The sequence below is a fragment of the Agromyces sp. ISL-38 genome (assembly GCF_018613935.1).
GTDB lineage: Bacteria > Actinomycetota > Actinomycetes > Actinomycetales > Microbacteriaceae > Agromyces.
This window is the reverse complement of sequence record NZ_JAGGPF010000009.1, coordinates 463284-482950: the sequence shown is the minus strand read 5'-3', so window position 1 is coordinate 482950 and position 19667 is coordinate 463284. Positions and strand designations below refer to the sequence as shown.

Annotated in this window: 15 protein-coding genes; 7 read left to right on the top strand and 8 right to left on the bottom strand. The window is 65.7% G+C overall.

All coding sequences use genetic code 11. The annotated features are described in order from the left end of the window. The first annotated feature begins 10 nt into the window (after positions 1-10). Positions 11-946 (top strand): LysR family transcriptional regulator, encoded by a 936-nt coding sequence (locus J7E25_RS09760; protein WP_374196206.1) that lies wholly within the window; start codon positions 11-13, stop codon positions 944-946. Between the two features lie 152 nt (positions 947-1098). Here the strand turns inward: J7E25_RS09760 and J7E25_RS09755 are convergent, their stop codons facing one another. Next, positions 1099-3234 carry an RICIN domain-containing protein gene (locus tag J7E25_RS09755; protein ID WP_214869926.1) on the bottom strand — a complete coding sequence of 712 codons (2136 nt, stop codon included), beginning with the start codon at positions 3232-3234 and terminating at the stop codon, positions 1099-1101. 279 nt (positions 3235-3513) lie between these two features. On the opposite strand from J7E25_RS09755, the gene J7E25_RS09750 reads away from it, so the two are divergent. Then, positions 3514-4530, top strand: a complete 1017-nt coding sequence (locus J7E25_RS09750) for a LacI family DNA-binding transcriptional regulator (RefSeq protein WP_251038903.1) — start codon at positions 3514-3516, stop codon at positions 4528-4530. A 112-nt stretch (positions 4531-4642) separates the two neighbouring features. On the opposite strand, the gene J7E25_RS09745 is transcribed toward J7E25_RS09750, so the two are convergent. From J7E25_RS09745 to J7E25_RS09735, 3 genes are all read right to left on the bottom strand, one after another. Then, positions 4643-6919 (bottom strand): alpha-L-rhamnosidase, encoded by a 2277-nt coding sequence (locus tag J7E25_RS09745; RefSeq protein ID WP_214869924.1) that lies wholly within the window; start codon positions 6917-6919, stop codon positions 4643-4645. Positions 6920-6959: 40 nt separating this feature from the next. After that, entirely contained in the window at positions 6960-8156 is a 1197-nt protein-coding gene (locus J7E25_RS09740) for a serine hydrolase domain-containing protein (protein ID WP_214869923.1), read from the bottom strand. A gap of 130 nt (positions 8157-8286) precedes the next feature. Next, positions 8287-8868: a TetR/AcrR family transcriptional regulator gene (locus J7E25_RS09735; RefSeq protein WP_214869922.1), complete on the bottom strand. Its 582-nt coding sequence runs from the start codon at positions 8866-8868 to the stop codon at positions 8287-8289. Positions 8869-9045: 177 nt separating this feature from the next. Between J7E25_RS09735 and J7E25_RS09730 the strand changes: the two genes are divergently transcribed. The 4 genes from J7E25_RS09730 (at position 9046) to J7E25_RS09715 (ending at position 14837) form a co-directional block, all read left to right on the top strand. Then, positions 9046-10341, top strand: a complete 1296-nt coding sequence (locus J7E25_RS09730; RefSeq protein WP_251038902.1) for an ABC transporter substrate-binding protein — start codon at positions 9046-9048, stop codon at positions 10339-10341. A 209-nt stretch (positions 10342-10550) separates the two neighbouring features. Further along, positions 10551-11351: a sugar ABC transporter permease gene (locus J7E25_RS09725; RefSeq protein ID WP_308164479.1), complete on the top strand. Its 801-nt coding sequence runs from the start codon at positions 10551-10553 to the stop codon at positions 11349-11351. Further along, positions 11321-12181 carry a carbohydrate ABC transporter permease gene (locus J7E25_RS09720; RefSeq protein WP_308164478.1) on the top strand — a complete coding sequence of 287 codons (861 nt, stop codon included), beginning with the start codon at positions 11321-11323 and terminating at the stop codon, positions 12179-12181. Before J7E25_RS09725 ends, J7E25_RS09720 begins: the two co-directional genes overlap by 31 nt. A gap of 298 nt (positions 12182-12479) precedes the next feature. Then, entirely contained in the window at positions 12480-14837 is a 2358-nt protein-coding gene (locus tag J7E25_RS09715) for a glycoside hydrolase family 3 protein (RefSeq protein ID WP_251038901.1), read from the top strand. A 157-nt stretch (positions 14838-14994) separates the two neighbouring features. Here J7E25_RS09715 and J7E25_RS09710 read toward each other — a convergent pair whose 3' ends face one another. From J7E25_RS09710 to J7E25_RS09700, 3 genes are all read right to left on the bottom strand, one after another. Beyond that, positions 14995-15192, bottom strand: a complete 198-nt coding sequence (locus tag J7E25_RS09710; RefSeq protein WP_214869918.1) for a hypothetical protein — start codon at positions 15190-15192, stop codon at positions 14995-14997. Positions 15193-15398: 206 nt separating this feature from the next. Next, on the bottom strand, positions 15399-15917 hold the full coding sequence (locus J7E25_RS09705; protein WP_214869917.1) for a hypothetical protein: 519 nt from the start codon (positions 15915-15917) through the stop codon (positions 15399-15401). Between the two features lie 209 nt (positions 15918-16126). After that, on the bottom strand, positions 16127-16906 hold the full coding sequence (locus J7E25_RS09700) for an SDR family oxidoreductase (protein ID WP_214869916.1): 780 nt from the start codon (positions 16904-16906) through the stop codon (positions 16127-16129). A 77-nt stretch (positions 16907-16983) separates the two neighbouring features. On the opposite strand from J7E25_RS09700, the gene J7E25_RS09695 reads away from it, so the two are divergent. After that, on the top strand, positions 16984-17865 hold the full coding sequence (locus J7E25_RS09695) for a sigma-70 family RNA polymerase sigma factor (protein ID WP_214869915.1): 882 nt from the start codon (positions 16984-16986) through the stop codon (positions 17863-17865). Between the two features lie 74 nt (positions 17866-17939). Here the strand turns inward: J7E25_RS09695 and J7E25_RS09690 are convergent, their stop codons facing one another. Beyond that, complete coding sequence (locus tag J7E25_RS09690; RefSeq protein ID WP_214869914.1) at positions 17940-19589, bottom strand: bifunctional UDP-sugar hydrolase/5'-nucleotidase; 1650 nt, start codon at positions 19587-19589, stop codon at positions 17940-17942. Between the last annotated feature and the right edge of the window lie 78 nt (positions 19590-19667).

Sequence of the window (19667 nt, the reverse complement as noted above, 5' to 3'; positions counted from 1 at the left end):
GACTATCGATGTGAACCTCGAGCAACTGCGCAGCTTCGTCGAGGTGGCTCGCTTCGGCAACTTCACCCGCGCCGCCGAAGAGCTGTACCTCGCCCAGCCCTCGCTGAGCCGCCAGATCGCCGCGCTCGAGCTGGATCTCGGCGCCGAGCTGTTCCACCGCGCCCGTGGCGGCAGCACGCTGACGGTCGCGGGTGAATCGCTGCTGCCGCTCGCGCGCCGCATCCTCGCCGACGCGGAGGCGGTCAGGCGCGAACTCGCCGAACTCGCCGGCCTCGAGCGCGGGCGGGTGCGGCTCGGCGCCACGCCCACCCTGTGTATCAGCCTCGTCGCCGAGGTGCTCAGCGCGTTCCACGCGGAGCATCCGGCCATCGAACTGCACCTCTCGGAACAGGGGTCGCGCCGATTGCTCGACGAGCTCGCGAGCGGTGAGCTCGACCTGGCACTGATCACCACGACGGATGCCTCGTCGGCCGAGCGGTTCACGGTGACGCCGCTGCTCATCGAGGAGCTCGTGGTGATCTCGTCGGCCGCCGCGCCGCCGGTGACCACCCGCGACACCATGGGACTCGCGGAGGTTGCGACTCTGCCGCAGATCGGGTTTAGCTCCACCTACGACTTGCGCAGCGCGACCGATGCCGCCTTCCGCGCGGCTGATCTCACGCCAGATGTGGTGCTCGAAGGGGCGGAGATGGATGCCGTACTTCGGTTCGTGGAGCGCGGGCTCGGCGTCGCAATCGTGCCCGCGATGGTGCTCATCGATCGCCCTGGACTGCGATCGGTGCGACTCGACGGCCCGACGCTCGAGCGGACGATCAGTCTCACCCGCCCCGCTGACGTCGCACCGACCGCGGCGGTCGAGGTCATGCGGCAGACGATCACCGCCAGCGCCACGGCGTTCGCAGCACGAGCAGGGGCGACCATGCGGATCGCCGGTGCGAGCGCGTGACGCTCGGAGAGCAGCCACGAGGGAACGGAGATCCGCTGCGGGCGGACGCGTCGGCATCCGTCCGTTCGTCCATGTGTGCCGCAGCGGGCGGTGAGGGGTGACTCGCGCAAGTGCGCGAGCCACCCCTCACCAGCTTCCTTACCGTTCGCGAGCTACTTGCAGTTCGCGGCGGCGTACGCGACTTCGCCGTCGAACGTGGCCGGGCCGCCCGGCTCGGTCGCGCTCACGGTGGCCGTGCCTGCCGGCATCGACCCAGCGCGAGAGCGGAAGTCGGCCGACACTGACTGGCCCGGTTGCACCGACGGGAACGACTTCGCTCCGTAGACCGTGGTGATCGACACGTCGGCCGGAGTGTCGTCATCGTTGCGGACGGCGATCTCCACATGCGCCTTCTTGGCGACACAACGTGTCGTCGCCGAGGTGGCGAGTTTGAGCAGATCCTGCGGAACTCCCTCGACGATCTGCCATTCCTGTGAACCGTCGGCGAGCGCGTTCTGCAGGGTGAGCGGGGCGCCGGCGTTCGGTCCGGTCAGGTAGACGCTCGGGTTCGCCGAGGACTGGAACTTCACGTAACCATCACTGGATTCGACGATGTTCCAATGCCCGACGTGGCGGTGGTCGACCCACTGCCCGATCCGCTGTCCGACGGTCGCGTTTCCGGTCCAGATCGAGGCCTCGCGTCCGCCCGACATGTTGAGCAGCGTCGTGGTACCGCCGTCCTTCTCAGTGAGGTGCCAGTACTGCGTCGCTCCGTTCGAGACCGAGCCGAGATCCTCGAGGCGGACGTCGGGCTCGTCGAAGTTCCCGAGATTCGCATCGTTCGTGTTGTCGCCGGTGCCGATCACCTGACCCGTCTTGCGGTTCACGATGCGGTAGTAGGCGCCGTCCGTGTATCCGAAGTCGATGTCGGCGTGTCGGATGATGGCCTCGCTGCCGGGTCCACCCCAGCTCGACTGCAGAATGAGGAGGCGTCCGGTTCCCTCCACGTACTGGAGGGTTCGGCTGTAGCCGGCGCCGATGGTCGTCTGGTACTCCGTCCATGCGCCGGTGCTGGAGCCGTCGTTGATCCACACGCTTCCGCTTCCGGCCGCGTTGTAGGCGATGCGGCCGTCGGGCAGCGCGATGGTGACCGGGCTGCCGCCCTGCGGAAGGACTCGCGAACCCTGGTCGATCGGAAGCTGGCCGATCGAGGTGCCCTCTGCGCCGCCGACCTCATAGAACTTCAGCGGGTCGTCGGCGATCTTATAGCGGACGTTCGCGCCCCCGCCCCAGTACTCGTAGGTGAGGAGCCATTTGCCGTCGGTCGTCGGCGCGATGGTCGTCATGCCGGGGCGTCCGCGGCCGATCTGCTGACCACCGTTCCAGGCGAACGTGGGCCCCGCGACATCGACCACCGGCTGGCTCCAGGCGGCGCTCGTGCCGTCCCACGTCTTGTGGACCAGGATCTGCGCCTTCGAGTCGGCCGCGGTGTCGTTGGCGGGATCGAGGATCGGCACGCCCGTGGCTGCGTCGTAGCCGAGGTAGTCGTTCTCGTCGGAATAGTAGGCGACGAGCTGGCCCTCGTGCACCATCAGGTGCGGCTCCCAGATGGGGTCGACCTGCTTGTACACGTTCGCCTTCGCGACGTTCACCCCGGTGGCGCCGGCACTGCCGCCCTGCCAACCGCCGGTCGCGACGATGTTCTCGAAGTTCCAGGTCGATCCGTCGTCGACGCTCGAGTACAGCGCAAGTGCGAGGTTGCGGCGGTCGCCGTCGTTGCTCGGCACCCAGTTGGGGTCAGCGGCCTTCTGCTCGCGATAGAACTCGTCCTCGCCGGTGACGACGCTCGCCAGGAGCAGCGTGCCCGCCGCGAGATCGCCCACGTCCTCGGGGAGCGTGTACAGGTACGGGCTCGCCCAGTTGCTCGTGTAGATGTCGTTGGCCGGATCGTCCGAGAGGAAGGCCGGCGCCGGGACATCCGACAGGTGCTGCCACGTGGTGCCGTGGTCGTCGCTCGCCCAGACCGGCATCGTCTGGCCGACTGCCCCGGTCGTGCCGTCCGCGTACGTGACGGCCGTGGCCTTCTCGAAGGCGGTGACCAACCTGCCGCTCGGCGTCTGCGCCGACTTCCCGTAGATGACGCAGTTGCCGCGGCCTTTCAGGCACGGCTCGTCACTGGACAACTGGTAGAGCACCTCAGGCGTCGGAGAATATGCCTGCGCGGTGACAAGCGGTGCCACCGCCAGTGCCGTACCGACGAGGACGGCTCCGACCGCCGTCGCCAGTTTCTTCCTCTTCGATGTACTCATGTGCTCCTCGCCCTGTTCGTTGAATCGTGCTCGGGATTCGACATTCGTCGAAGGTTGATCGACGCCGAGCCCGACCGAACGATGGACGAGGTCCGTCGCGATTCCGTCGTGTTCAGTCACGGAAACGGTCTGAGTGGGGACGGCATTGTCGGCCACGCTGGAGACGATAGAGCAGAATGTTATCGATGACAAGAAGTTTCTGTTATCGATGACATTCATGTCGCGGTGAGGGTGGAGAAGACCGCGAAAGCGATCTGCGGGGAGCACAATGGGGGTGTGATGACACGGAGCGTAGCGTCGAGTTCACCGACGAGACCGGCGACAGTGCACGACGTGGCGAGGCTCGCCGGAGTGTCAGCGCAAACCGTTTCGCGGCTCATCAAGGGGTTCGAGGGGATCCGTCCTGGAACGCGTGAACGCGTCGAGGCGGCGATCGCGGAGCTGGACTATCGGCCGAATCAGGCGGCACGGCTCCTGCGGACCCGGAAGTCCAAGCGCATCGGAGCACTCGCTCACGAGATGTTCGAGTTCGGTCCCGCTCGATTGCTGCGTGGAGCGGCGAATGAGGCACGCAGATCCGGCTACTCCGTCAACATCGTCGGCGTCGACGGCGACGACGAGCTTGCGATCGAGGAGGCGTTCCGTTCCTTCGAGGAGGAGCAGGTCGCGGGCATCATCGCCGTGACGTTGACGGACAGTATGCGGAGGGTGGTCGAGCGGCGACCGCTCGACGTGCCGATCATCGTCGACCCGGCAGAGACGTTGGGCGGTGGTCAGACGATCAGCCAGACCGGCGCAGCGATGGCCGCCGACCACCTGCTCCAACTCGGACACCGAAGAATCGGGTATCTGGGCGGACCGGATGGGTGGCTGCCGTCCCGTGAACGGCGATCGCAGTTTCTCGCCGACGTGCGCGCCGGCGGAGGACAGATCGTCGCGGAATGGTCGGGAGATTGGACACCAGCGTCCGGCGATCGCGCCGGCGGGGTTTTCGATCCGAGTGCGAACATCACAGCCGTGTTCGTCGCGAACGATGCCATGGCGATCGGGTTCATTCACCGACTCTTCGCACGAGGCTTCGACGTACCCGGGGATGTCAGTGTCATCGGCTTCGACGACATCGCTGAGGCCGCCTACATGAACCCGCCGCTCACCACCGTTCGCCCCGACTTCGAAGCGGAGGGGCGGATCGCCATCGGTGCGCTCCTCGCCGAGATCGAGCACCATCCGCGCGGTGACTTCGCCCATCCCGGCGGGGAGCTCATCGTGCGCTCGTCGACGGCTTCGGTCCGCTAGAGAGACGAGTTCTCACGACTGAGCCACCCTGGCCTCACGTTCCGTAAGGATCTCGCCTCAGGTGCGCGTGCCGTGGTGCGCCGCCTCGCCCGCGAGGAAATCGCACCAGATGTCAGCTGATTCGCGAGGTGTACGTGTGGTCGCCGCCGTCGACTGCGATCAGCTGACCATCGGGGAGCGCCACTTCCGCTGGCAGCCCGGACGGAAGCGACACATTGAGCGTGAAGGTTTCGTCTGTTTCGTTGATGCGCCAGGCGCAGGCCACGCGACCCGCAGGGGACTCGACGCTCGTCTCAGCCCAGGTGATGCCCGGTCCCGGGACCGGTTCAATTCGCACCCTCGCGTATCCGGGAGCGGCGGGGCGGATACCACCCACCACTTGGTAGACCCAGTCGACAACGGCACCGAGAGCGTAGTGGTTGAAGCTCGTCATCTCGCCCGTGTTGACGGTGCCGTCGGGGAGCATCGAGTCCCAACGTTCCCAGATCGTGGTCGCTCCCATCGTCACCGGGTAGAGCCAGGAGGGGCTTTCCTTCTCGAGAAGCAGACGATAGGCGTCTTCGACGTGTCCCGTCTCCGAGAGCGCCCACGTCACGAAGGGGGTGCCGGCGAACCCGGTCGTGACGCGGTATCCGGATGCTCGCACGATCTCCGCAAGGCGGTCTCCGGCGAGCACGCGATCTTCCGCATCGAGGAGGTCGAACGTGATCGCCAGCGCGTAGACGGTGGCGCAGTCCGATTGCACGCGCCCGCGCACGACATAATGGGTGTTGAATGCAGAGCGGGTTCGATCCGCGAGACGTCGCCAGCGATCGGCATCGTCCGGCTTCCCGAGGATCCTCGCTGCCTCGGCGGCGAACGAAGCTGAGCGATACAGGCAGGCGGTCGCGACAACGGATGGATCGGCTTTGGCCGCGCCGGGGTCGTCTGGCGGAGCGTCTGGGTCGAGCCAATCACCGAGCTGATTGCCGAGCGACCAGAGTCCGGTTGGCGAGATGTCCTGTTCGATCGACTCCAGGTGCAGGACCATCGCCGGGTAATGATCTGCCAGCCTCGCAGGGTCTCCGTACGCCTGCCAGAGCGCTTGGGGCACCCAAACGGCGGCGTCACCCCACACGGCCGTCGCGCGGTGCCAGGGGATCGTGAACCCTTCAGGAAAGTTCGCATACTTGAGTACGTCGGGGATGACGAGCGGGACGATCGCCCCGGAGGCGTGAGTGGTTTCGGCGAGGAGGTCTTGCAGCCAGTTGTCGAGGAAGCCGGCGGTGTCGAACTGGAACGAGGCGGATGCCGCGTAGGCGGCGAGATCTCCGGTCCATCCGAGTCGCTCGTCGCGCTGGGGGCAGTCAGTGGGAACGCTGAGGAAGTTCCCCTTCTGCCCCCAGACAGAGTTGTGCACGAGCTGGTTGACCAAAGGCTCGGAGCAGGCGAACTGCCCGGTGCGTCTCATATCGGAGTGGACAACCACGGCCTCGATGCTCTCCGTCGTCAGCTCGCCGGGCCAGCCGTCGATCTCCGCGTATCGGAACCCGTGGAAGGTCATGGTGGGCTCGAAGGAGTCGACCTGACCCGACAGGATGAACACGTCGGTGGCTTCGGCACCGCGGAGGGGACGGATGCCGAGCTCGCCGTTCTCAAGAACCTCTGCGTGCCGGATGGTGATCACTGAGCCGGCGTCGCCCTGGATGTCGAACCGAATCCAGCCGACGAGGTTCTGACCGAAGTCGACGAGCGTGCGGCCGCTCGGAGATGTCCAGATGTTCACTGGACGCAGCCGCTCATGGCGCAGGACGGGTGGAGCCGTCTGGGCGAAGAGGGTGGATCGGTCGATGTCGGTCGCCCGTACCTGCAACGGGCGACCGGCGCCGCGAAGCCGGGCGTCGATGGTCTGACCGTTGTAGAGGGAGTTGCGAGTGGTCATGGATTCCTCCGCCGTCCACTGGGCGTCGGTCGCGATTGATTGGGCGGAGCCGTCCCGGAACGTGATGTCCACTACGGCGGCCACGCAGATCTCGTCCCCGTAGTTCGCGTTCGCGCTGGCGAACCCGAGGTCGCCGCGGTACCACCCATTGCCGAGGACGACATCGACTCGGGTCTCTTCGTTTGTACCCCCGCGCATGAGGTCGGTGACGTCGTAGGTCTGGTACGCCAGGCGCCATTCGTAGGAGGTCCAGCCCGGGTTGAGAACCGACTGAGTGATCGGTTGCCCGTCGATGAACGCCTCGTAGACGCCGTGTGCGGTGGCTGTCATCGTGGCGCGCAGGATCTTTTCCCGTGGTTGGGCAAGGGCGGCGGTCGTCCAGAATCGTGGGGCGATCCCGCGCTCGGTTTCGGCTGTGAGGAACGAGGCCGTGCGCAGGGCGGGGGCGGCGAGCGTCGGGTCCGTCATGTTCGGCGTGCCTTTCTGGGTTCTGTAAATTCTGGTGCGGTCAGGATGCGCGGCGAGTTGCCTCAGCCGCGAGACGGGCGAGTTCGAGCGAGCGGTGGTCCGCGCCGCCGGGATACTGCATAGGGACCGGGATGTAGCCGAACGACAAGCCGGTGGTCGGGTCCGCGAACGCGAGCGCGCCGCCGGCGCCGTCGTGTCCGTAGGCGCCGAGCCCGCCGAACGGCATCCGGGGCTGCGGGAGCATGAAGACGACTCCGAAGCAGTTCATCACGTTGAGCACGCGGTCCATGCCCCACGATTGCTGCTGGGCCATCACGGCGAACGCGTCGGGGCTCGCGATCGGATGCGGCGCGCCGGGAAGGGTCGCGGCGTACAGTAGCGCGAGGCCATGAGCGCTTCCGACCCCGCCGATGGCCGCGGGGCCCGATCGCCGGATGACCTCGTTGTTCGAACTCACCCCCGTGGGACTGCGGTCGTCGGGGGCATCGGTGTTGGTGAACACCGCCGTGGCGAGGGAGTCGAGTGGCGGACGGCTGGCGAGTTCCCGGGCCTGGTCCTCCGTGAGCTCGATGTCTCGCACGCCAACGTACCTTCCTTCCACCGATTCGGGCAGTCCGAGGAAGAAGTCGGCATCCAGAGGCGCGCGGATCGACGTCTCGTACACCTCCTGGAGTGTGCGGCCGGTCAGCCGCCGCACGAGTTCCTCCATCAGGATGCCGATCGTCAGTGCGTGGTATCCGAAAGCAGTACCGGGGTGCCAGAGAGGACGCTGGGTGGCCAGCACCTCTGCTGCAGAGCGGTCGGTGAGCTCTTCCAATCTCAGTGTGCGGGCGGCCAGGGGAAGGCCGGCCTGGTGAGACAGCAGTTGACGGACGGTGACCGCCTCCTTGCCGTTCTGGGCGAACTCCGGCCAAAAGGTGGATACCGGATGATCGAGCTCGAGCAGCCCCTGGTCGATCAGGGTGGCGATGACCAGCCCAGCGACACCCTTGGTGACCGAATACACCCCCGTTAGTGAGTCGATTGACAGATAGGGTCCCACGGCCATCTCGAGCATCAGATCGCCGTGCACACGGATGCTGAGCTGAGCGCTGAACCCAGGGTCAGCTGCGGCATAGCTCTCGAGTTGTCGTGCGACGCCCGCGAACCGTTGATCGTAGGCACTGGAGTAGGCGAACGTCATCTGCACGTTGCCTCCGCGGCCGGTGGGCGAATCGGCGTTCACAGCGGTGGCCACAAGTCTCCTTCGATCGGCGGCCGAGGACGGCGTGCGACTGAATATACCGATCAGTGACTGGTATTACAACTCAACGGGGCTCTAGCCGAGGATGAGAGCGTGTGAGAGATCGCCCCGTCGCCGGGCGGTGTCACGCGTTCTTTCTGATCAGGTCCCAGAGCACCTTGAGTTGGTTGGGCATGTCGACCTTGTCAGGCTGCAGCAGCCACTGGAGCTGTAGTCCATCCGCCGCGGCGACGAGGAGCGACGCCACGTCGTCTGGATCCAGGTCGGGTGAGATCTCGCCACCCTTCTGCCGTCGCTCGATGTCGGCCCGCAGTTCACCCCGCAGCCAGTCATAGCGCGACTCGAAGAAGGATCGGGTGGGACTGGACTCGTCGACGCTCTCGGCCGACATCGAGACGAACAGGCGGACGAGCCCTGGCTCGTCGACGTTGTGCTCCACGGCATGGATGAGGTGGTCGACTGAGTGCACGTGCCGGTGTTGCTCTGGATCCCCGTCACGGTCGTCGCGTCGGCGCAGGACTTCGAGGAAGAGTTCTTCCTTGGTGCTGAAGTGGTGCAGCAGTCCGGCCTGACTGAGTCCGGCTTCTCGTGCGATCTCACGAACGGAGGCCCGGTCGTAACCTTTCCGCGCGAAGTGCTCGAGGGCCGCAGCGAGGATCTCTTCGCGCTTTGCCACGCCCTTCGCATAGGGGCCACGTTCCGTCATGCTCCGAAATGCTACATGTCTTGCGAACCGACGCGCGGCCGTTGACGAATCGCGCTCGGCGACATAACATAACGCGAAAGCCCGTCGTTGACTTGTTTTAACTCGGCGGCACTCCCGTCGCATTGAGACGGCCTTACAGAGAGGTAAGTCATGTCATCACACTCCCGACGCGCGCTAATGCTGGCGGCCGCCGGCGTCGCGACCGTCACCCTTGGCCTTTCCGGCTGTGCCGCCGGAGGAGGCGGCTCCGAAACCGAGGGAGCCGTCACCCTGACCTGGTTCCAGGGCTCCGGGGTCGAAACCAACATCCAAACCGCGGACGCTCTCGCAGCGGCGTTCCACAAGAAGAACCCGGACATCACCGTCAAGGTGGATGCGTCTGGACCGAGCGACTCCGCTCAGCTGGACAACCTGATGAAGACGCGCCTTGCGACCGGCGAGATGCCCGACATGTTCTGGTACAACAGCGGTTCGCTGCTGCAGGCCCTCAACCCCGACCAGACGATGCTGAACCTCAAGGACGAGGATTTCATCGACAACCTCGACGATGCGTGGATCAACTCCGTTTCGACCGAGAACGGCATCTACGGCGTGCCGGTCCAGTCGGCGGGCGGAGGCGGGATCTTCTACAACATCCCGCTCTACGAGGAGCTCGGACTCGAAGTCCCCAAGACGTGGGACGAGTTCCTGGCGAATGCCCAGAAGATCAAGGATGCCGGTCACGTCGCGGTCGAGCAGACCTATGGCGACACCTGGACATCGCAGATCCTCACCCTCGCCGACTTCTACAACGTGTATGCCAGCGACGAGGACTGGGCGTCGCAGTACACCGAGAACAAGGTCAATTTCGCCGACGACCCCGTTGCTGTCAAGAGCTTCACCAAGCTTCAGGACCTCGTCGAGGGTGGATTCCTGAACGTGGACTTCGCATCGGCGAAGCTCGACGATGGGCTGAAGGCGGTGGCCACCGGTACGGCGGCGAACTATCCCATGCTGGGCTTCGCACAGGCGACGATCGCAACGAACTACCCCGACAACGTCGATGATGTCGGCTTCTTCGGGATCCCCGGTGAGTCGGCCGACAAGAGCGGCATGACCGTATGGGAGCCGCCCGCTCTCTACGCGCCGGCCAACACTCCCCATCCGGACGCCGTGAAGAAGTTCATGGCGTTCATCGCGAGCCCGGAGGGATGCGACACGATCACCGAGGCGCTTGGCGTCACGGGCGCCTACCCGGTCAAGGGCTGCACCCTTCCTGATGGCGCTCCGAAGATCGTTGCTGACATGCTGCCGTACTTCGATTCTGGCGATCTGGCGCCGGCGCTCGAGTTCCTCTCGCCGGTGAAGGGGCCGAACCTCATGCAGATCACGGTCGAGGTCGGTTCGGGCATCCGCGATGGCAAGAGTGGCGCAGAACTCTACGACGAGGATGCCGCGAAGCAAGCTCAGCAGCTCGGTCTTCCCGGCTGGTAGACCCACCGGCCGCAAGCCGACCACCGACGGGGGCCACCAGCCCGGCTGATGGCCCCCGTCTACAGCAGGAAGTCACGACCATGGCGACACTCGCACCCCCTCTCCAGAAAAATGAGCTCGCGAAAACGAGCAATCTCAAGCGGCCTCGACGATATGCGCACCGCATGTACCCGCATTGGTTTCTCCTACCGGGTGCCGCCATTTACACAGTGCTGTTCATTGCGCCGACGTTCGCGTCGTTCTACTTCGCGTTCACGAGGTGGACACTGTTCGACGTTCAGTTCATCGGATTCGACAACTTCGTCACGTTCTTCACCGACCCTCAACTGAGCAAGGGCTTCACGAATACCCTGATCTACGGCGTCCTCACTTCAGGCCTCAAAGTCGTGCTCGGGCTGCTCCTGGGCGTGCTGCTGACCTCCAACATCCTGGCGCGCGGATACCTTCGCGCGGTGGTGTTCTTCCCCGTGCTGGTGAGCACCGTCGGAGTCGGAATCACCTTCCAGGCACTCATGGATCCGTTCGACGGCGCCATCAACCGGACGCTTGCGATCTTCGGCATCGAGGGACCGGGGTGGCTCACCGACCCGACCTTGGTGCTCTACTCGATCATCGCAGTGGATGTGTGGAAGGGCGTGGGATTGGCCGCCTTGATCTACATGGCGGGCCTCGTCGCGATTCCACGCGACTACTACGAAGCCGCTCGTGTCGACGGTGCGGGGGCGTGGGACAACTTCCGGCACATCACGCTGCCCCTTGTCCGTCCCGCGACGACAACGGTGGTCATCCTCTCCCTCATCGGCGGCCTGCGGTCGTTCGAACTCATCTGGGCGATGACGGGCGGCGGGCCCGGCTTCTCGAGCGACGTCGTCGCGTCGGTCATCTACAAGCAGTACGCCGCCGGATTCTACGGCTTGTCCACCGCTGGAAACGTCGTGCTCTTCGTCCTGGTGAGCGCCATCATCCTGCCACTGTTCTTGTGGCTCAACCGAAAGCAGACCGACCTGTGAAACGTCACGTCGCCGCCCGGCACGTCACCGGGATCATCGCGATCTTGGTTTCTGCAATCCTTTTCCTTGTCCCGTTCGGGTTCATCGTTGTGCAGACCTTCAAGACCGGACCCGAAGCTGCCCGCCTGGACTTCGGCTTGCCGACGCAGTTCGTGTTCTTCGACAACGTCGCGAAGGTCTTCGAAACTCGCGATTTCATGCTGGTCACTGCGTTCATCAACAGCACGATCCTCACCGTGCTGTCCGTGTCCATCATGGTGGTCCTGTCCGCGATGATCGGCTGGGTGCTCGCCCGCCGCCCATCGCGATGGAACGGACTCATCAGTTTCCTGATCCTCGCGGGTCTCATTGTTCCCCCCGCCATCGTGCCCACAGCCTGGGTCATGCAGCGACTCGGCATCTTCAACACGATCGGTGGGCTGGCGCTCGTTGAAGTCGCCTACGGGATGGCGTTCTGCATCCTCCTGTTCCGTGCATTCGTGTCGACGATCCCCCGCGAACTGGATGAAGCGGCCACCATCGACGGCGCGGGACCGATTCGCCTCTTCTTCCGGATCGGGTTCCCACTCCTGCGCGGCGTCATCGTGACCGCGATCGTGGTTCAGTCGGTGGCCGTGTTCAACGACTTCGCGAATCCGCTGTACTTCCTGCCCGGTGAGAGGAACGCGACAGTGCAGCTGACGCTGTACAACTTCCAGAGCCAGTTCCAGACGACATGGAACCTGCTGTTCACCAACATCCTGCTCATCACCATCCCGCCGCTGTTGATGTACATCTTCTTCAACCGTCAGATCGTGGCCGGCCTGACTTCCGGTGCCGTCAAGGGCTGAGTGATCCGCAGAGCTGACCTGCTTGCGCCCTCGTTGGTCGAGTCGTTCTGGGCGGGTCTCGTGCGAGACGGCGCGCGCCTTGTGGCGCCGGTAGGCACAAGAGATGTGTGAACTCAAGAAATGTCAATGACTGGTTTTATACCTACCTTTCGAAAGGTGAAAGATGTCCGCGATCAATGACGAGGTTCTCCGCACCCTGTGCGATCAGCTGAGCCTCGAGGAGAAAGTTCAGCTACTTACGGGACGGGATTCTTGGTCGACATGGCCGCTTCCGCGAATCGGGCTGCGATCGATCGTGATGTCCGACGGGCCGGCCGGTGTTCGCGGCGACACGTGGGACGAGCGATCCCCATCCTTGAACCTCCCATCTCCCACGGCGGCCGCCGCCTCCTGGAACCGCGATCTGATGCGCCGCTACGGACAGGCGCTCGGTAGCGAGGCGGTGAGGAAAGCCGTCGATGTGCTCCTCGGCCCGACAATCAACATCCAGCGAACCCCTTACGGTGGCCGCCATTTCGAGGCGTTCAGCGAGGACCCGGTTCTCACGGCGGCGTTGGCCACCGAGTACGTGCGAGGCGTGCAATCCTTCGGAGTCGGAGCGACACCGAAGCACTATGTCGCGAACGACTCCGAGACCGAAAGATTCACCGTCGACGTTCACGTCGGCGAGCGAGCCCTGAGAGAGGTCTACCTCCTCGCCTTCGAGCAGCCCATCGTCGAAGGCGACGCTTGGCTCGTCATGAGTGCATACAACTCGATCAACGGTGTCACCGCATCAGAGAACCCGCTGCTGGAGAGTCCACTCAACTCGGAGTGGGGCTTTGACGGCGTCGTGGTCAGCGACTGGACCGCAGTGCGTTCCCTCCAGAGCGCCCGGATGCCCCAGGACCTCGCCATGCCGGGACCGAGGAGCGCCTGGGGTGACGCCCTCGTCAGAGCGGTCCGCGCCGGTGACATCGATCTGGATGCCATCGACCGGAAGGTACTGCGCATTCTCCGGCTCGCCACGCGCGTTGGCGCGCTCGCCGACATCGACACCCCTCAGAAGCCGTCGCCCATCCCCGACGCAGAGCTTCGCAGATTCGCTCGCGAAGCCGCCATCGCAGGTTCCGTCCTCCTCAAGAACGAGGGACTCCTCCCTCTGAGTGCACCCGACAGCATCGCCGTCATCGGTGAAGGTGCCGTCATCGCACGCACCCAGGGCGGCGGCAGCGCAACAGTCATACCCGCTGCCGTGGTTACCCCACTCGAGGGAATCAGCTCTGCCTTCCCGCAGGCGGCCGTCACGTGGGCACACGGCGCAGTCGTCCAGCAGGGGCTCGCAGACCTGGTGGACGGGACCTTCACGGCGGCTGATGGAACGCCGGGAATGACGGTCCGGTACTTCACCGGTGAGCGGCTGCTCTCGGAAGAGCATCGTCGCGCCTCGGGAATCGTTTCGTTCGATGGGTCCGCGCTCGCCGCACGGTCGGATCTGATCGAAATGCACTTCCGATACACCCCCAGCACGTCCCAACCAACGGTTCCGCTGGGAATCGCCGGACTCTGCGACTACGAGATTTTCGCCGACGAAGAAGTTATAGCGAGCGGCGAGCTCCGGCTCCGCCCAGATGACGATCCGTCCGCTGCAGTTCTGCACCCACCGACCACGACGTTCGCCGCGCCGCTCACCGGTGCAGCCGTCGACCTCCGCGTGCAGTTCCGCCCGAAGCTGGGCGAGATGGGCGATGCGATGTCCTTCCGCATCGGAACACCCCCCACCACACGATCCAGCGCCGACCTTCTTGCAGAGGCGGTCGCCGCGGCGAAGAACGCGCAGGTCGCAGTCGTTGTCGTCTCCACATCCGCGGAGGTCGAGTCCGAAGGATTCGACCGCGACTCGCTCGCTCTGCCCGGCAAGCAGGACGAGCTCGTGCGCGCGGTGCTTGACGCGAACCCGAACACTGTTGTGGTTGTGAACGCGGGCGCACCAGTCCGACTGCCATGGCTGGAGGATGCGGCGGCGGCCCTCGCGATGTGGTTCCCCGGCCAAGAGTTCGGTGATGCTCTCGGCCGGATACTCGCGGGCACCGACGAGCCGAGCGGACGCCTCCCAATGACGTGGCCCGCAGACGAGACCAGTCTCCCAGTCGCTACCGTCACCCCCAGGGATGGCGTGCTGCGATATGACGAGGGTGTGCACGTCGGGTACCGCGCCTGGCTCCGCTCGGACAACACGCCGGCGTTTCCATTCGGGTTCGGCCTCGGATACACGACATGGGATGTCACGTCAGCCGACGTAATCGGCGTTCCGTCACCGGAGAGCGATCTCAGCGCCATGGCCTCGGTGAGCAACATCGGCACTCGCAGAGGCAGCACCGTGATTCAGTGCTATCTCGAGAGAATCTCGCCATCGGCGGTCGATCGCCCGAAACGCTGGCTCGCTGGATTCGAAGTCGTGAGCGCCGAGGCCGGTGAGACCGTGACGGTGGAGATCACCATCCCTTCACGGGCCTTCGCGCACTGGAGCGGCGGATGGCTCATCGAGGGCGGGGAGTACCGCCTCCTCTTCGCGTTCTCAAGTGTCGACATCCGCGCGGAGAGGGTCGTCACGGTCGCCGCGCGCGGTCCGGTTGGTGTCGAAGATGCTCAAGACATGGTCGGTCTTGGCGCATGAGAAGTCGCCGAACTGGGGGCATCCACAGTTTGGTCGCGGTGGCGTGGTTGGCCTCGCGCCAGGTGCGGAACGTTTCGGGGCGTGAGATGAAGAGCGGCCGCTCGGGTCTGCTGCGCCGACACGAAGGGCCCGAGTAGCGGCGGGCTTGACGAGTCTCTCAGGGCGTCGTCGACGCCTGCCCGATGCTGAGCCACTCGTCAGGGCTGCGGCTGCCCCGGTTCTGTGAAGCTCGGCTTCCGCTGGCGGCGCCGGCGTCCTTCATCGCCTCCAGCTGGCGCTCCACGTCCGATTTCGTCGCCATCGCCGCCAACTGCCGTTCGATGTCGGCGTCGGGTGCTGCGGTGAGATCCTGCAAGGCGCCGCTGTTGAGCAGGTCGTCGGTGTGCGGCCCTCGGCGGTGAGTTGCTTGACGAGCGCGGGGTCATCCGTCACCGAGTCCGAGCCGCACGGGCGAGGTCGGACTCGGCCGAGGAAACCATCGTCGCATGCGACGTCGAGGTCTCGCGGTGCTCCAAGCAGGGCACCCCCCTCGGGCCTTGGAGGGCCTTCCGGCGTTGGGCCTCAGGCGAACGCCGCGATCTCCTGCCGGAGCTGCGCTGCCATCGCCTCGACCTCAGCGTCAGTGAGAGAGCGAAACATGTTTCCATCCCGCAAGACAGCGATCGGAAGTTTCACGGGACCAGCCGGCGAAGAGACAGTGAAGTCGATGGACCTCGTCCAGCGCACACCGAGGAGCGTTTCCCCGACGGAGATGTCCGTGACGTCGTCGACCGGCACGTTGATGCGCGGCGCCTCGCCACCTCCGACGAAGATCTTCAACCGACCCTCGTGCACGATCAGGGTGCCGTGAGCCGATGTCGATATCCGTGCGGCGAAGGCCCTGGCAGCGGAGGCGAGCTCGGGCGACGGGCTGAACTGCACCTGCCGTGCCCCTGGATGGTCGTCGGCGATGCGTGAGCGTCGCGCCCGCATGCGCAGCGCGAACCAGCCGAAGATCGCCGCGGCTATCACGAGCGTGACGGTAAGGCTGGAGATGATGATCGTCGCGGACCCGTCACCATCCTCAAGCCGAATTGCCATCCGAACGAATTGCGGGAGAAGGAATACCGCCCCACCAACGAGTAGCAGGATCATCGGGATCCAACGCCGTAGTCCTGTGACTCTCCGAGTCGCCATACAGGGCCTCCCATCTACGCGATCAGCATAGGGGTAGCTGGGACGCGTTCGCCGCGGCGAATGTGTCGGTATCCGCCCCCGTCCTTGTTCTCCACGCTCGACGGAAGGCCGACTCACAACCGAACGAGGAGGGCTTCCCGCTCGACGAGGAACTCCCGCCAGGTGCGCGTGCCGCGTTGCGCTCCCTCGCCCGCGAGGTTCTCGCCCGCGCGGTAGGCACGACCCACGGCACCGGGCAGGCGGATCGGAAGACGCCGACGCTGGCGAGCACCCGTCACCTCGGCGAACGTCGAGACGAGCTGCGCCACATCGAGCACCTCCGGTCCGGCCAAGTCGGCGACCCGTCCGGCCGGCGCGCCGAGTGCGAGCTCCGCGAGCCGTGCCGCGACCTCGTCGCCGTGAACCGGCTCGAAGCGCAGACCGCCGGGTACCGGGAGCAGCGGCATCCGCGCCATGCCTCGCGCAACCGGGAGCACGAAGTCGTGCAGTTGGGCGGCTCGCAGCACCGTCCACGGCACACCGGACTCGACGATCACCTGCTCGGCCTCCGCCTTCGCCCGGAAGTAGCCGATGGGCATCCGGTCGGCGCCGATGACCGAGATGAGCACGAGGTGCCGTACGCCGGCTTCGCGTGCGGCGGCGGAGAGATTGCGTGCGGCGACATCGTCGCCCTTCGCCCCGCCGGCTAGGTGCAGCACGACCTCGACGCCCTCGAGCGCCGTCGCGAGTCCCCGGCCGGCAACGGTATCGCCTTCGACATACTGGATGCCGGGCTCAGCCGCGCGCGGGTGCCTCGATAGGATCCGGATGTCGCGGCCGGCCTCACGCAGCAGCGGCACCACACGGCTGCCGATGTTGCCGGTACCGCCCGTCACGAGCAGAGGTGCGTTCATGGTCGAGTTCCTCTCATGTCACATCCGAGGGCGTTGCCTCGTCGATATCCCGACGATCGAACTCGAGGAGATGTGACATGACGGATCGAAGAATTCTCGCCCGCCGGTTCGAGACTGAACGGCCCCGGCTGCGGGCGATCGCCACGCAGCTGCTCGGCTCAGCCGCCGATGCCGATGACGCCGTGCAGGAGACCTGGCTTCGCCTCGAGCGGACGGATGCCGCGGAGATCGACAATCTCGCGGCCTGGCTGACCACCGTGGTCTCGCGCATCAGCCTCGACCTGCTGCGCGCCCCGCGTCGGAAGCGGGAGCATTCGTGGCAGGTCGAGCCCTGGCGCGACGAGCCCATCGCCGCGGAGGCGGACCCCGCCGACCTGGTCGCTCGCAGCGATCAGGTGAGCGTCGCGCTGCTCGTGCTGCTCGAGACACTGAGCCCGGCGGGGCGGATCGCGCTCGTGCTGCACGACGTCTTCGGCCAGTCGTTCGATGAGATCGCGGTCGTGCTCGATAGATCGCCCGAGGCGGCACGGCAGCTGGCCTCTCGCGCGCGCAGGCGGGTGCGCGGCGCCGAGGAGCCCGCGCGGCCCGATCGTGAACGCGGCCGCCGGATCGTGAACGCGTGGCTCGCCGCCGCCCAAGACGGGAACATCGGCGCGCTGCTGGAGCTCCTCGACGACGGCGCGGTGCTCCGCGCGGACTACGGCACGTCGACACAGCTCGTCGAGGGCGCGCGAACGATCGCCGAGCAGGCGGTGCTCTCGGGTCGCCTCGCCGCCCATTCGACGCCGATCCTGATCGACGGCCGACCGGGTGTCGCCGCGGTCATGGGTGGGCGCGTCGTGTCGATCATGGCGTTCGACCTCGAGGGCGACCGGATCGTCGGACTCGAGGTGCTCGCGGATCCGAGCCGGCTCGAAGCCCTCGGCGTCCACCGAATCGTGCACGGAACCGACGGCTGACGCGGCGGCATCCGTCACTCCGCGGCGCGCACGAAGGCGTCGAGCGGTCGCCGCCGGCGTCGACTCAGACTCCGTCAGGCGTCTGGGCGGGCCACGTCGTCGATGCGTCCGTCGGTCGTCGGGGTGATCGTGCCCTGAGCGGTGATGTATGCGAGCAGGTCGTTCGCCATCAGGTTGCGGGTCACTCCCTGACCATCGGCCAACTCGACGTACCCATCCCCACCGGCGTTCGTGAAGTCGTTCGTGGTTGCGGTGTACGTCGTCGCGTCGTTCGCGATCACGGTCCCGTCGTCGAGCGACACCGACAGCACCCGCGCGCCGACCGGTTGCGTCGAGTCGTAGGTGAAGCGGAATCCGGAGATCTGGAGGAAGCCCCCGAAGGCGTTCGGTGCTTGACCGACGCTCCGCTCGAGAACGGCCCACAGCTGAGCCCCGGTGACCGTACGGGTCAGCGACTCGTTGCCGAACGGCAGCACGGAGAAGACGTCACCGATGACCACGTCGTAGGGCGGACCCGCCGCGTAGCCGGGACTCGGCCGACGAAGGGTCGTGTCCTGCGGAAGATACGATGACGAGGGCAGCGAGGAGCGGAGACCACCACCGTTGGTGAACGCGATCTGAGTGGCGTACGTGGTCCGCAGCGCGTCAGCGGTGAGGTCTCCAAGCGGGACCTCGCGGATGCGTTCGATATTGCTTCCGCGCAGGAATATGTCGGTGGCGACCCCGATGACGCCGTCGAGCTGGGCGCTGAGCTCTGCCCGATAGGGCTGCAGCAGCGCGACCACGTTCGGGTCGGGGGTCACCGCGTTGGAGAGCGGGACGATGAATTGCGAGCTCGCGCTCACGGCTCCGCCGCCGCGACGGTCGTAGTGCAGCACCGTCTTGGCGTAGGTCGCCCCCTTGCTGAGGTTCTCGAGAACAAGTGCACCGTTGATCGTGCTCTTGTACTGGACGTCGGTGTGATCACCCAGGATGAGGTCGAAGCCCTGCACGTCGTTCGCGAACTCGGTCAGCGGGCCGCTCGGCGCACCAGTTTCGTCGGTGCCCTCGATGCCGAGGTGACCGATCGCGATGAACACCTTCGCCCCGAGTTCCTCGGCCTGGGCGCGTGCCGCGTTCGCGGCGGCGGCAGGATCCGTGATCTGGATGGTGCCAAGGGCACCGGGGGCGACCAGCGTCGGCGCCTCGGGATTGGTGACGCCGATGACAGCCACCTTGACGCCGCCGACCTTCTTGATCACGAACGGCGCGACCCCGATGAGGTTGTATTCGACGTTGGTGAGGTTCGCCGACACGTAGCTGAACTCGGCTCGATCGATCTGCGCCTGAAGGTGCGCAATGCCCTTGTCGAAGTTGTGGTTGCCGAACGTATCGGCATTGAAGCCTGCGTAGTTCATGAAGTCGATGGTCGGGACGTCGTCGAAGAAGGACGAGAGCGGCGGACTCGCTCCCACCGCGTCTCCTGCGGTCAACAGGAGCGTGTTCGGGTTCTCCGCCCGATCCTGTTGCCAGTAGGTGCTCAACGCGGCAGCTCCTCCGACGTTCCCGACGCCGGCGACGTTGAGCGGATCGAGCTGACCGTGGAAGTCGGACACATTGAGGACCTGGATGTCGACCATGTCGGCCCGCGGGCCTGCTGCGGCGGGAAGCGAGGGCGCCAGGCCGACCAATGTCAGCGCGGCGATTGCGATCGTCGTGGTGGCAAGCTTGAGGTGATTGCGCATCTTTGCTCCTCCATCGCACTCGGGCGTTCTCAGGCTATGAGGGCGTGCAGCTTGCGACAAGCCTCATTTCCGCGCAAC